Annotated in this window: 10 protein-coding genes; 2 read left to right on the top strand and 8 right to left on the bottom strand. The window is 60.6% G+C overall.

Annotated elements, in window-relative coordinates; genetic code table 11:
• Positions 1-644 precede the first annotated feature (644 nt).
• From ACTIF6_RS26695 to ACTIF6_RS26660, 8 genes are all read right to left on the bottom strand, one after another.
• The gene (locus tag ACTIF6_RS26695; RefSeq protein WP_439590726.1) at positions 645-1,520 is read right to left on the bottom strand and encodes a nucleotidyl transferase AbiEii/AbiGii toxin family protein; all 876 of its coding nucleotides are present in this window, start codon (positions 1,518-1,520) and stop codon (positions 645-647) included.
• Complete coding sequence (locus ACTIF6_RS26690) at positions 1,517-2,416, bottom strand: type IV toxin-antitoxin system AbiEi family antitoxin domain-containing protein (RefSeq protein WP_439590725.1); 900 nt, start codon at positions 2,414-2,416, stop codon at positions 1,517-1,519. The genes ACTIF6_RS26695 and ACTIF6_RS26690 overlap by 4 nt, the downstream gene beginning before the upstream one ends.
• A gap of 377 nt (positions 2,417-2,793) precedes the next feature.
• Positions 2,794-3,996, bottom strand: coding sequence for a hypothetical protein (locus ACTIF6_RS26685; protein ID WP_439590724.1), 1,203 nt, complete (start codon positions 3,994-3,996; stop codon positions 2,794-2,796).
• A gap of 206 nt (positions 3,997-4,202) precedes the next feature.
• On the bottom strand, positions 4,203-4,652 hold the full coding sequence (locus tag ACTIF6_RS26680) for a hypothetical protein (protein WP_439590723.1): 450 nt from the start codon (positions 4,650-4,652) through the stop codon (positions 4,203-4,205).
• A gap of 214 nt (positions 4,653-4,866) precedes the next feature.
• Positions 4,867-6,084 (bottom strand): DUF3322 domain-containing protein, encoded by a 1,218-nt coding sequence (locus ACTIF6_RS26675; protein ID WP_439590722.1) that lies wholly within the window; start codon positions 6,082-6,084, stop codon positions 4,867-4,869.
• Positions 6,081-9,503, bottom strand: a complete 3,423-nt coding sequence (locus tag ACTIF6_RS26670) for an ATP-binding protein (RefSeq protein ID WP_439590721.1) — start codon at positions 9,501-9,503, stop codon at positions 6,081-6,083. Before ACTIF6_RS26670 ends, ACTIF6_RS26675 begins: the two co-directional genes overlap by 4 nt.
• On the bottom strand, positions 9,496-10,188 hold the full coding sequence (locus tag ACTIF6_RS26665; RefSeq protein ID WP_370871372.1) for a DUF4194 domain-containing protein: 693 nt from the start codon (positions 10,186-10,188) through the stop codon (positions 9,496-9,498). Before ACTIF6_RS26665 ends, ACTIF6_RS26670 begins: the two co-directional genes overlap by 8 nt.
• A 33-nt stretch (positions 10,189-10,221) precedes the next feature.
• A complete protein-coding gene (locus ACTIF6_RS26660) occupies positions 10,222-11,712 on the bottom strand; it encodes a DUF3375 domain-containing protein (RefSeq protein ID WP_305683991.1) in 1,491 nt (496 codons plus the stop codon).
• Between the two features lie 392 nt (positions 11,713-12,104).
• On the opposite strand from ACTIF6_RS26660, the gene ACTIF6_RS26655 reads away from it, so the two are divergent.
• Both ACTIF6_RS26655 and ACTIF6_RS26650 read left to right on the top strand, forming a co-directional pair.
• Positions 12,105-12,701, top strand: a complete 597-nt coding sequence (locus ACTIF6_RS26655; protein ID WP_305683992.1) for a DUF6088 family protein — start codon at positions 12,105-12,107, stop codon at positions 12,699-12,701.
• Positions 12,694-12,963 carry a hypothetical protein gene (locus ACTIF6_RS26650; protein WP_371133076.1) on the top strand — a complete coding sequence of 90 codons (270 nt, stop codon included), beginning with the start codon at positions 12,694-12,696 and terminating at the stop codon, positions 12,961-12,963. Before ACTIF6_RS26655 ends, ACTIF6_RS26650 begins: the two co-directional genes overlap by 8 nt.
• Positions 12,964-13,249: the final 286 nt, after the last annotated feature.

The following is a 13,249-nucleotide window of genomic DNA, read 5'->3' as shown; positions in this document are numbered from 1 at the left end:
CCTGGCGGCCTACGTGGCCAAGGCTTCGGGTGGATCAAAGTGATGGCTGGTTGGCCACAGCGCTGTTGCGCCAACTGACAAAAAGGACGGGATCACCTGCAAACAGCGATCCCGACTGAGTGGCTGACCCAGGGCGGGTCAGCCACTCACCATCACTTGCCTGGTTTGATGTCGGGGACCACCATCCAGCCAGCCCCCATCATCACAACCGCCGGGAACTTCTCGCCGGCCTAAGTCTTGCCCAGCATGGCCTTGTGCTCGCGGTAAGCCATCAACGCTGGCGACACGCCCAGGTGATTGATCGCACCATGCTTGATGCTGCTGCAGTCTTGCTCGTCGAGCTTGCAGATCTCTGCACGCTGTTGTCAACTCTCTAGCAATGTCAACTGCGCGCCTGAAACCTGTCTCTGCGCATTACCACGATGCATGAATAGGAGTGATCGCAATCCGGCACGCCAAGGGCATTCACGTTGAAAACTCGAACGGCAGCAACCGCTGCACAACGGTCCCACAGCAATGGGGCTATGAACGAGAGCGGCTGGCCTAAATCGTCCGAGTACCCAATCTCGGCTTTACCTGCTTGGTATCGATAATCGGTGTTTTCAACACCATCGACCACACAACAGAAACGTTCGCCGGGTTACCTACTGCCACGGCAGTGAGCGGTACAGCCCCTGCACCCGGGCCATGGCCTCTTCAAAGTCCGGGAACTCGCCCGCGACATCGTCCTTGAGCCCCTCGTAACCTTGCCGTGCCATGCGCACAACCTCCTCGTCGTCCATCGACAGAGGACCCGGCTCGATCCCCTTGGAGCGGCACGAGTCCACCAGCATGTGGTGGATGCTCGCCAGCTCCTGCCCTCCCAGTTCCCTGGCCAAGTCGGACGAGTCCAGCAGCAGACAGACGTCGTAGACATCCTGGCGACGGTTGCGCCTTCGCACCGGCTGCTGCAGCAAGGAGCGCAGCTTCTCGGCGACGATGTTGTGCAGGCTGTAACTCTGGATGGTGGTGCCGCCATCGAGCTGCAGCACCTCCACCCCGAAGACAACCTCGTTGTAGCTGTAGTCGATTTCCACCACCTGAGCGGAGTTGCGAGCAAGAAGGCGTTTCATCGCACTCTCGCTGCCCATGTCGGCGTAGCCGATCTTCAGCGCCAGCGTCTGGTGGGTCTTGTTCTCGCCCCTGGGCTCGATCTTGCTGGACTGCACACGGCACGCTGTCCCATAGGGCAAGCGGTCTGCGGCGGCCGCCAGGTGCTGCTCCAGATCGGCGACCAGTTCTTGCGCCTCCACGGCGACATAGGGCGCGGTGGTGGAGAAGTCGATGTCGCGGGTGTAGCGCGAACTGTCGTAGCGAATGGCCATCAACAGGCCACCCTTCATCACCATCCTGGCCTGCAGGTGCTGGGAGCGCCCGATGCTCTCCAGGATGATGTGCACCGCCTCCCGAAAACCTCTTTGGGGTTTGTCGGGAGCCTGCTGCACCCAGGCCTCCATGTCCACCTCATTCAACGGCCTCAAGTGCCCTCCCCGGCCAAGCCTTCTCCAGCCTGCCCTTCCCCGTCGCGGCCATCGGTCAACAACGAAGGCACATTGATCGACAGCTTCCAGGTCTCAGAGAACGTCGGGGCGTATTCGCCCTGAGGATCCAGCATGCGCGAGCCCCCGCGCTGTGCAAAGTCCTTCCAACCGTCGATGCGAGGATGTTCGATCTTGCAAACCTCTTCAAGCACGTAGCCAGCCCGCACCTTCTCGATGGGTTTCCCGTGGCGATCGATCTCCTCCAGGATGAGGGACAGGTACTGTGAGCCGTACTCGCGGTAGGCATCCACCACGTGCTGCATGCCCCCGCAGTTGTAGGGCTCACGCACCATGTCCAGAAACACCCTCCCGACCATGGCGACCCTGATCGCGGGAGACTTGATGGCCTTGAATGCCCCGCGGCTGGAGCGCCGCATCAACTCGACACGCACACCCTCAACACGCTCGAAGCCCAAGTACCGCAACATCGGCAGCCTGGCTGCGCGGTGCACCGCCATGTGTTGGCCGAGATCCCTGGCCATCCTCTCTTGAGCCTGCTCTCTCCACTCCTTGTTTGGGGGGGTCGTCAGGTAGAGGATCTTGGAGAAGCGATCCGTGAGACCGTGAAACTCCATCGCACTAAGGTGGGAAACACAGGCAAATGGATCCACCGCACACGCGACCTCCATGGCCGAGGGCTTGGGGCGGCCAAACAATTGGAAGACGGCACCGGGCTTGAAGTCCTTGGCTGGCGCGATCAGGCGAAAGGAACTCAACCGGTCCACGATGGCCTTGTACAAGCCCTGCTCGATGGTGGCGTCCGCCTCCGGACGCGTTGCGCACAGCAGAACGCCCAGCTCATAGTCGGTGACGACTGGCCGCTCCCACGTCGCCAATCGGTCTGCAATGCCCTCTGCAGGAGCGACGGCGGCAGCTGAAAATTCTGATCTGGTAAGCAAGTACAGTAAAATTAACGTCCTAAGGACGTTAATTTTACTGTACTTGGCATTCGATCGCAATATTGTATGTTTGCAATGTACACGTGGTCGGCCTAAAATCTGTCCTCAGGACAGATTTTAGGCCGACCACACCAAGCACAGCTCGCCAGGCCACTCTCGAGCAAGCTCCATCAGAATTCTCAACAGCCCTCGCTGTCCGAGTTGCTGACAACATGACATGGCCGTCGGTGGAAAGCCCCCCATCACCTAAGCCTCTACTGAAAATTGGGAGCGATCCAATAGATCGCCCCCAATTCGCCGGCACCAGGTCCGAGCTACGAAAACTTGCGAAAAATCAGCTTCGCCTCAGCCTTGGCCGTTCGGTGATCAGCGCGACTCAATGCGGGCAGCGCCAATCCTTCGCTACCGTCGACGTACATTGCCCCTCCGAAGTCGCTGTCGTAGAACTGCCCATCCTGCTGACCACCGTCGTGGTACGCCGCCATGGTTGATCGGGTGAGATCGACCCCATGTTCGAGCGCCAGATACTGCCAGGTCCACGCGCGCAGCGCATCACCGATCTCGATCGCTCCCTCTGCGGCCATCCGCAGCCAGTGGATATCGCCCTGCTCCGCAAAGCGCTCCTGTGCCCAAGCGTCGCCTTGATGCGCAAGTTCCTCCAGTGCCGAACGAACACCTTGCTGGGCAGCCAGACGCAGCCAAGATGCACGTGCCTCTGGCGTTGTCGCGACCCGCGCCATCATGGACGCGTCGACGTCTCCGTTGAGCCGCTCGGCCAGCGCGATGAAATCACGACTCTCGAAGTGGGTTCCGTACTCCAGTGCCGCCGCTCGAACACCACCCAGCGCTGCCGCTTTCAGATGCGCCTCGTATTTTCGGTGCTGGGGTTCCAGGCGGAGGTAGTCCTCAACCCAGCCACGTTCGGCAGCATTGAGCACCCGGCCTTTGAGTGACTCCTCATACAGGTAGGGATTGGGGGTGCGGCAGCGGTAGAGCGCGGCCAGGAGAAAGTGCGCATGCGGGTTGGCAGACTCGGCCGCCTCCTCCACGCTGGACTTCAGCATGGGTGAGCGCTTGAGCTGCTCAAGTGCAGCACCCGTCGGCTGCGCAGGGGCTGCCAGCCTGACCTCCTCGAATTCCTCGTAGTCATCGTTCTCATCGTCCTGGTCGTCGCCCTCAGCAACAACCGGAAGCGCCAGCCCGGCACCCAACGTAGACCAGGAGACAGAGGAGAGTTGGTGCTCAGCGATGAAGACCAGAAACGACCGCGCTATCCCAGCCGCGGCCTGCTGGTGGTAGCCCAATTGAACCGCTCGACCGATCACCTGGGGCGATGCGTCGGACGGCCCTTCACCAACCCCCGCGTCGGCCAGCACCGCAGTAGCTCGAAACGCAGCCCATGATCGATGTCCAAACGCAGCAGCAAGGAGTTCGTGCACATGGCTGCGTTTGACAGGGCCGCCCGCATGGGTCTGAAGGGTTTGCTGCGCAAGGTGCGCAAGCTCTCTCAAGGACATGATTTTTCCTTTGGTTAACCTCGACGAGTCGGGTCAGACGCACGCGTTTAAGTCCCCGACGACGAGGCCCAAAAGGGAAATCAATGACGATGTGTGGAGTACCTGTTTCTACTCGCGTGCAAGTACGGCGGGCGCCTTGGTTTGAATTCTAGGCAACTTGCAGCTGCCACGAAAGTTTTTTTGATCCAACGTCGAACGACATCGGTTCATCCCGGCGTCTTCGGCAGACGGCGGGTGCTGCCCTGCCACTCGTAGCTGTCGCCCTTGGGCACACGCATGAACCCTTGACTCGTGAGCTTGAGCCCATTCACCTCATAACCTGGGGTCTTGAGAAACGGCTTGTCAACGCCGCTGAACGAGGCGTTGACTGTGTAGCTGCATTTGACAGCCCCTTTGATCGCCTCTTCAGCCTTTGAACCCATGAAGGCAGCCGCACGGGACAGTTGGTCCATCTCCTTCCTGGATGGGTTTGTGCAGTCCAGGTCCGTGATCTCAACGGTCTGCAGCTTGAAATAGCCATTACTGGCCGTCCTGGTATGCCACGCCTTGACGTCCTCTGAGGAGGGGTAACCGTTCGATCCGGCGCCACACGCACTCAGCACAACTGCGACGCTTAGTGTGGCCAGGCCGAAGCGGCAGGGAAGAACATTTTTCATGGGTCAATCACTTTGGTTGGGTTGTGAGAGGAGGCGCACTCGGCTTCCTCTCTTCAGAATCTCAAACAAAGCACCGGAGTCAAGAGACCCAGAACAGATTTTCTCTTCGGTGATCGCCGGCCAAACCATTCGATTCAGCAGTGCGCCATGGACGGCATAGCCAAAACCCTGCCACCCCAAATCGGCTAAAAAAGCCGCGTCATCGTGATGAGCATCAGCCTCCAAAGAGCTGTGACGTCGTTCTCTGCAACTCTGAGGACATGCGGCCGAGTTGAGCTGCGAACCACCCAAATCCGATCCTCTCCTGCTCCAATCTCAACTTGGGTTGGATGCGATCGAAGCGCAGTTCGTCATAAACCGCAGCCTCCTCAACCGTCAGGCTCGACAGCTCGTGGCGTGCAGGCTCAGTCTCATCGCCCCATTGCAAGCGATGTGCGAGCAGCGTCTGGCGGTCCATGAGGAAAGACGATGCGTGGGGAAAGTAGCCACGCAACTGATGAAGGATGGCAAAGCCATGGGTATCGATGTCACCCCAGTAGTACAAGTGGCTTCGGTGTAGCCATGCAGCGCGCGCCAACGGTTCCCAGCCGTAGCCCGCGCCAAACACGACGATCGCTCTCGCCACTGGCGGGAAGGCAAGGAAATTGGTCTCGTTCTCGGTGATGAATACGTGATCAACGGGTAGCGCGAGCGCAGCGAAGCTCGAAGCGTCCAGCGTGATATCCGGCAACCCCTGGCAACCCGACAAGCTGGGCAGGGTTGGATCGAGCAATCGGAAACGAATCCGCACCGGCTTGTCCAGGAAGCCAAAACGGCGGGCGAACTGCGATGTCCCGCTCGCACAGTTGTCGATCACCTCGGGCGGCAGCGCCAAGTCCAACAGCTCGGTCAACACCCCCCGGTGGGCCTCGATGAATTTGCTGTCCACCCCGAGCGCGTCCACCTGCCGCAGGTAGACGCCGGGACGAGGATAGGCCTGCAGCCAATCAACAACCGCCAAGAGGCGATCCCACCGATCGATCAGATCCAGCGCCTGCAGCGGACGCCGGGACATCCAATCCAGCAGCCGGGGTTGCGCGATCGCGGTCCGTTGCCACATCGCCTCGAAGCGTTGTGCCTGACTGGTTTTGCCGATCAAAGCCAACGCCGACTGAAGTGTGTCGATCCAAACGGCAGACGGCAGACGCTGGGTTCCCTGTACCCGATGGTTCCAATCTCGCCACTCAATCCGCACATGAGGGGTGGCGGACAACGCGCTCAACCAGTCCCGCACGGCCTCGAAGCGATCAGAGAGATCGCCAGCGCTGGGCACCTTCAGCGACAGGCGAACGGGCCAAATTCGAGAGCTCGAAACCGAAGATCGCAGCAAATCTCCACGTTCCCACAAACGTTGAACCTGGGCGCGAAGGTCTGAGGGCGTCGTCCAGTTCATGTCGCTGTGCCTCCAGCGGCTCCGGTCGCAGCACTTCCTGCAATCTGGTTTGCTGCCTGAGCTTCCGCCTTCTGCGCGCGATATTCTTCAATCGACAGGCAGCGCAACTTGGAATCCCGCCCTCCTTCGTTGTGGACGAAACCAACGCTTGCCACGAAAGGTTCGATGATGTGGATCTTTTGCAGCGGTGTGACGATCAGAAGTTGCAGATTGAGTTGCTGGAACAAGCGAAGCCCGTACTGCGCCGACTCGTCAGAGCCGCGCCCAAACGCCTCGTCGATAACGACGAAGCGAAACGACCGCGAACGCACGGCGCCCCACTCCAGCCCGAACTGGTAGGCCAGGCTTGCGGCCAGCACGGTGTAAGCGAGCTTCTCCTTCTGCCCACCGGACTTACCACCGGAGTCGGAATAGTGTTCGTGCTCCACGCCATCAGCACGCCAACGCTCACTTGCAGAAAACAAGAATCCGTTGCGCACGTCGGTCACCTTGGCGGTCCAGCGCCGGTCGGCATCCGACAGTCCCTCTCGCCCACGAAATCGGTCAATGATGCCTTTGACCTGCAAGAACTTGGCCTCCGAATACTGCTCATCAGATGAGCCCGTGAGAGCACCCTCGGTACAGGCACGCAGATCCTGCTGGAAGTCACGGCTCTCCGCATCAGGACTGGGCTGCGCCACCAGCACGATGAAGCGACCGGGGTTGTAGTCGATCACCTGAAGCGATCGATTGATCAGGTCAACGCGCTCCCTGATCGTCTCCCGCTCGCGGGCAAGTTGGGCGTTGAAGTTGGCGATTTCATTGATGGTGTTGACGTTGAGGAGCTCCTTGAAACGGGCTTCAAACCGCGGCAGATCATCGCTCTTCAAGCCATCAAGCATGCGTTCGTACTCGAGCAGCGCTGCCAGACTCACATCCATCTCGACCGTTTCTGCCTTGAACTCGTCCTTGAAGCCGCGCATGGCGTTCACAATGCGCTCGGTCAGTCGGGCCAGGCGCTTGTCCTCCGCGTCGATGCGCTCCTGCAGCCATCGACGCATGTCCTGCTCACGGTTGTCGCAGGACTCCACCGAGAGCTGATGCTCGCCGAGTGCTTGAACTCGCCAGGCGTTCAATCGATCAACCTGGGGGCCATCGAGCGGCATGGCATCACAGGCTGCACTGGACAAACTCCGCAAATCTTCGGCCGCGGTGTGCTTGGCTCTCACTTCGCCACGCTTGCCCAACGCTTCACTGTGCTTGGCCTCGGTTTCGGTAAATTTGCCCTGCATGTCCTTCAACTGCCGTCCCAGCTCCTGCAGGGTGTCCGATGCAGCTTCAAGTCGCGCGCGCTCCTCAGCGAGAGACGCGATCTCGCGTGCCAAGCTCATCCAGTCGATGTCTGCGAAGCGCGAGAACTCCTCCAAACGGGCCAGCGTCTCCAGTCGGCCATTCAGCTCCGAGCGTGCATCGCGGATCTCACCCATGCGCTTGCCCAGTGTGGCCAGCTTGTCTTCCAGGCGCTCGCGCTGGTCACGCAAGGCCCGCAACTTGTCAGCGTTGCTCCAGCCCAGCACGTAGCGGCTGCGGTCGTCGATGCGGCTGCGATCGTCCTTCTCGTGGCGGCCTGACGGATCCTTGATCTGCCCCGAACGCGTGATGGCACGGGTCTCGCGGCGAAACTGCTCCCCCGAATCGCAACAGGCCACATCAAAACGATTGCGAAGTTCCTGCTCCAGCCACTCGTAGTGCGGCGAATCGGGTTTAACGACGAGCTTTCTTACCAGCGACTGCGGATGAAGGCTGGCACCCTGTCCAGGCTTCTTCGGTCGCACATGGAAATACACCAGGCGCGCGCCCAGGTGCTGCCTGTCCACCCATTCCGCAACAGCCTTGTAGTGCGCGTCCGGCACCAGCAACGCGACGCCGAAGCCTCGCAACAACCGCTCCGCTGCACCCTCCCACTCACGCTCATCCTCGCGCACCTGGATCAGCTCACCCGCGAAAGACAGGTCGCCTTCGTCAATCGAGAGTGCGGCGCACAACGCATCACGGATGCGAACCTGGGCAGCATCAATATTGCTCCTGCGCCGCTGAAGGCTGTCGATCTCCTCGGACAAGGCTGTGTGTTCTTCACGTCCCTTGCGAAACGCAAAATCCTCCTCGCGCTCGCGGTTGTCCAAGTCTGCGATGCGTTCACGCAAGCCTTCCGCGCGAGAAGCGATGGCTTGTTGCTGATCGAGAAATGTTGCCTCGTCGATTGGCGAGGCCTCGTCAATGCGCGCAAGCAAGGTGCTGTGGCGATCGGCCTTCTGCTGACGCTGGGCTTTTTCGTGCTCAAGGCGGCGAATATCGGCGGCCAGCTCCTCCAGCCGGTTGCCGCCGTTCTCGCGCAAGTTGCGCTCCAGCTTCGCGATCTCCGTTCGCTCGGCTTCGCGCTGGGCCCCCAAACGTTCGAGTTGGACATCAAACCGGGAGGCGTCCTCTTCAAGCAGCTCCAGCCGCCGATCCAACAGCTCCACCTTGAGTCCTGCGAAATACGGGTGCAGCGCGTCTCGCCCATCGCGCCAGCCCTGGATTTCCGAGACCAAGGCACTGTGGCGACGCCCGTCCTCGACCAGGGGTGTCAGCAGCTCAACCTGTCGTTTGGTCTTGAGCACCGCTTGATGGGCGCGGTCCAGGTCGTCAAAGTGGCGGATCAAGGCCTCGATGCGGCTGCCCACATCAAACGGCTCCAGCATGTGGCTGCGCACGAAGTCGGTGAGGTTGCCCACCGATTTCATCGAGACCGTCTGGTGAAACAACTCCAATGCCTGTTCGTGCTCAATACCGAAGCGACGACGGAACCAGGCGCAGTAAGGCGGAAAGCTGTCGAACAACTCACAGCCCGAGGCGCGCAGCTTCTTGCGCAATGCGGTGATGTCGCTGCCGAAGTGGGCAAAGTCCTCAGCGATGCTCATCGGCCGCTCGGTCGCCACGAACAAGCGAGCAGGTTGGCCTTGAGGATCCTTCAACCAGAACACTTGGGCCAGGGTCACCGCCTGGTCGTAACCCTCGTTGCGGAAGACGCCGAGGATGACCGAATAGCTTGACGCATCACGCAGCGCCACGGGTCGGGCGCTACCGGTGACCTCGTTGCGCTCGCTCTTGTAGTGACCAAGCACGTAGGAGCGCAGGCTGCGCTCGCGAGCATCCGCTCCTGCAGCCTTGTTGTAGGCCACGCGGTGCGCAGGCACCAGTAACGTGGTGATGGCATCGACCAATGTGGACTTGCCCGAACCAATATCGCCAGTGAGCAGGCCGTTGCGACCTTCAAGGTTGTATCGCCATACTCGCTTGTCGAAGGTGCCCCAGTTGAGCACCTCCAGTTGATGCAAGCGAAACCCTACCCGGGTGTTGTCGTCCACAAAATCCAGTGACAGCGAAGGCGACTCAAGCATCGGCCAACCTTTCAGTCTGGGGCTTGCCAGGGACAGCGCTGGCCAGCGCCGTGCGGTAAACCTCCAACCGCGCGTCGAAGTCGGCCAGCCACTGCGCGTCGACAAAGGCTCTCAGAATGCGCCGCACTTCGTAGTTTCCCCTGTCCAGCCCGCTGCCGGCTGCAGGTTTGAGCCGACGCAGAAAGCCCAGATCGACCACCTTCGTGATGGTTGCGTCCACTTGATCGATAAGCCGAGCTTCGTTCGTCCCGTCAGGCAAGAACACCCGCATCAGCTCGGACATCTCGTCGCGCGATAGAACCAGGCGGGTGTCGCCTCCTCCGGCGTCGAACTCTGCCATGCGCTTTCGCAGCAAGGCCAGCATCAAGCTCACCGGGTAGGACAGGGGGCGCCGCGCGACGAGCCGGGGCAACCGAGGTACGCCCTCCGACTCGTCTGGGTCGGGGCGGCTCTTGAGAAACGCGTAACCCTCGGCTTCATCAAGAACCAGGTCGAGCAGCAGCACCGCTGCTTGTTCTCGCACCCGCGCCTGCAAACGAAAGAGGCTCGCCCACAACCGCTCATCATCCTCACGGTAGAGCACGCCCTTGAGCAGGTGCACCATCAGTTGCGTCAACTCGGGCACAGTCGGCAAAGTGACCAGTGGAGCACCCACCGACGGGCTCTCGTGCAGCGATTCAGTCATGTTCTTCTCCCTTTCAAGCCACGTCGACGGACGTCATCGCGTGAAGATCACACGGGGCAGACGCGCCTCACGCGTCACCGGTTCACCCATTGGATTGCTCGCCCTCCACTGGATGGGTTCTTCAACAGTTTCGTCAACAACAGCACGCAAGCCATCCACGGATGCTGCGCCACCGCCAACGACGTCACCGTCGTGGGCCAACTCCAGATAGGCCACCAATTCAGCCAGCCCTTGTTGTAGTGGCTCGTCGTTGATCAACTCACGCAACGTGATCTGCGCCCGTACTCGAAGCGCTTGCTGGACCGTTGCACGCAGGCGCGCCTTGTCCACAACGATCTGGTCGAACAATCGATCGGTGCTGATGTCGTCTTCTGCTGGGTCCACCTCCAGCGCGAGATCAGCGAGACGCGGCTTCACACTCAGCGTGAACATGGGTCGCTCCAGTGGCAGCTCAACCTCTGCCCCCATCGCATCGATCGTCATCAAGCCAACGGTGGGGGGAGCAGTCCGCAGGGCCAGCGCCTTGCTCTCAATGCCGTGCAGCAAGTCGAGGATGCGCCGATTCTCCAGAAAGGCCCGGTCGTCCAGAAAGCGGCGCAGCTGTTGCGACAACTGAGCCACGGTGCGCTGCGTGTGTTCCCCGGCTTCTAGCCAGTCATGGTGCACGCGGCGAGTGCGCGGTTCGGGTTTCAACGCAGCCACGACCGGCAGCGCCAGTATCTGATCCAACCTCGCGGAGAGTTCCTCCTGACGGCTGCTGGACATGAGAAAGTCCCAGAAGGCGCGGAAACTGCGGCCTTGGTCCGAGTCGCCAATCGCATCGCGCTCGCCCATGATCTCGTCGAGCAGCGCTCCTTTGGAGCCTTCCCAGAGAGCAATCTTCTCGCGCACCTTGCGATCGAGCAGGCGAAAGTTGTGCTCCACCTCGCGGAAATCGGACAGCAGTTCTCGGGCGAGCTGTTGAAATTGCTGGAAGCGGTCCTTGACCGCTGTGTCGTCCAGCGCGGGCGCATCGCCGGCCAGAACGCGGGCGATCTCCACATCGAGCTCATCTCGCCTCTTGCGCAGGTCGTCGACTCGTTTGATCGGATCGGTCTCGGTGCCAGCGCTGATCTGCTCCAGCAGCGCAAACAGCGTCAGCAGGCGTGACTCGGTTCCCACGAATGCCCGTTCCGTGAGCGACCCCAACCATGCGATGGCTTTCTCGGTGGCCGGTGTCAGGTCGAATTGCGCCTCGTCGGTACCGGGCTTGTAGAACTTTCTCAGCCAGCCCTTGTCGGCAGCAGCCCAGTCGTTGAGGTACTCCGAAGCACCTTTGGGATAGGTCTCGGATCCGAGTTGCTCGCGCAAGACAAAAAGTTCGTCCTCCAGTGCCTCGGCCAGGTCGGCCTCGCTGATGACGCGCTCGTTCGGCGCCACGAAGACCCGGTGCAGGAAGTTGGCAACCAGCGGCGCATGCGGCGAGGCCAGCAACCTCCAGGCGGGGTGGCGGTCCCGGAGCGTGACGAGGGTGGCGTGGTTCACAGCGGTCCACTCACGGACGCAATCCTTCAACAGGTGTCATGGGCGCAATTTCGATGGGGTCCAACCTTGGGCTGCGAATATTGCCAAAGTATCCCATTGCCGGATCAGACATTTGCTTGCAGCCATTGCGGCAACGAAGCCGTGAACATCATCTCCATCGTGGGCAAGGGAGTTTTGGTCGGAGGCGCTTGATGAGCAGGTCTCTGCCGCAGTGACTGGGCTGGCACTGGGGCGGCTGCGCAGCCCGATCAAAGCCGCCAAGGGTGGGTTGGCCAGCATCCAAAGCACCCCCGTCGCTTCACGGCCCACCGAAACGCAAGCAGCTTTCAGGACAACGAACGATATTCTTGATGTCAGAAACTAACCTGTATTTCTGATAAACTGGTTTCAATATGGTTACGCTCCCTGAGTTCATCCTCCTTCACGCAAAGTCCCTGCCCGAGGGAGGCGTGTTGTCGCCCAAGGAGTTTCTGCACATGGGAAGCCGCGATGCGGTCGATCAGGCTTTGTCTCGCCTCACAAAAGAGGGAAAGCTGCTGCGTGTGGCTCGGGGCACCTACGTCATGCCTGTGTCGAGCCGGTTCGGAACGCGTGCGCCCTCACCTGAAAAAGTGGTCCAAGCCTTGGCCGCCCAACATGGCGAGGTCGTGTCGCCTCACGGAGCCAATGCGGCCAATGCACTGGGGCTGACCCAACAGGTGCCGATTCGCGAGGTGTACCTGACCTCGGGCCGCACCCGCCATCTCAAGCTCGGTCGCTCAGAGATCATGGTGAAACACGCACCGCGCTGGATGCTGGCGCTCGGGCCAGGTCCGGCCGGCTCCGCCGTGCGCGCCCTGGCCTGGATGGGGCCCTCTCACGTGAGCGAATCGCTGAGCACCCTGCATCGCACGCTGCCGCCCGCCGAGTGGCAAGCACTGGCAGCGTCCCGGGCGGCGTTGCCCTCCTGGATGGCCAGGGCCATCGGCGAAGAGACGCTGCGTGGCTGAGCGCTACTTCGACTTGAGCAAGGAGGACCAGAACGAAGTTCTGGAGCAGGCCCGGGCGAAGACGGGCAGGCCAGCCCATCTGCTGGAAAAGGACCTGTGGGTCGTCTGGACACTCGGCGTCTTGTTTGAATCGCCGTTTGCGGCCGACCTCACTTTCAAGGGTGGCACATCGCTGTCCAAGGCGTACAACATCGATTTAAGTGCACCAGGCTACTGTTGCGTTTCCTTTGAGAAGGAAGTCGTTGACTGGTGTTGCGATTAACAGAGTAGGGCTGTTGCGTTTCATTGGCAGTGGCGACCATTGCCCGGAAGCCAAGTGGGCACCCGGGTGAGTATTTTGGAGCAAACCCACTAGGCGTTCGCACAACAAGTCCTCCACCGATTTCCATCCCAAACTCATCAACGATTTGCATTCAATTCGGCCACCTATTGCTGCCGTTCAACCTCCAGGACTCTATGACTGCTACGCAGGGCGGATTCAACCGGTCGATGCAACACACTAACCACCGCGCAGGCGGAAGGAGTGTTGCAGATGAAACGGCGACCAC

Source organism: Hydrogenophaga sp. (genome assembly GCF_051860785.1).
Classification (GTDB): domain Bacteria; phylum Pseudomonadota; class Gammaproteobacteria; order Burkholderiales; family Burkholderiaceae_C; genus Hydrogenophaga.
Note: the sequence above shows the minus strand (reverse complement) of the source record. Positions and strands in the feature narration are given on the sequence as shown.

What these genes read in the sequence shown, in the direction of transcription:
- ACTIF6_RS26680 (WP_439590723.1), bottom strand. Translation starts at nt 4,652, where the DNA reads ATGAAAAATGTTCTTCCCTGCCGCTTCGGCCTGGCCACACTAAGCGTC.
- ACTIF6_RS26655 (WP_305683992.1), top strand. Translation starts at nt 12,105, where the DNA reads ATGGTTACGCTCCCTGAGTTCATCCTCCTTCACGCAAAGTCCCTGCCC.
- ACTIF6_RS26665 (WP_370871372.1), bottom strand. Translation starts at nt 10,188, where the DNA reads ATGACTGAATCGCTGCACGAGAGCCCGTCGGTGGGTGCTCCACTGGTC.
- ACTIF6_RS26685 (WP_439590724.1), bottom strand. Translation starts at nt 3,996, where the DNA reads ATGTCCTTGAGAGAGCTTGCGCACCTTGCGCAGCAAACCCTTCAGACC.
- ACTIF6_RS26675 (WP_439590722.1), bottom strand. Translation starts at nt 6,084, where the DNA reads ATGAACTGGACGACGCCCTCAGACCTTCGCGCCCAGGTTCAACGTTTG.
- ACTIF6_RS26670 (WP_439590721.1), bottom strand. Translation starts at nt 9,503, where the DNA reads ATGCTTGAGTCGCCTTCGCTGTCACTGGATTTTGTGGACGACAACACC.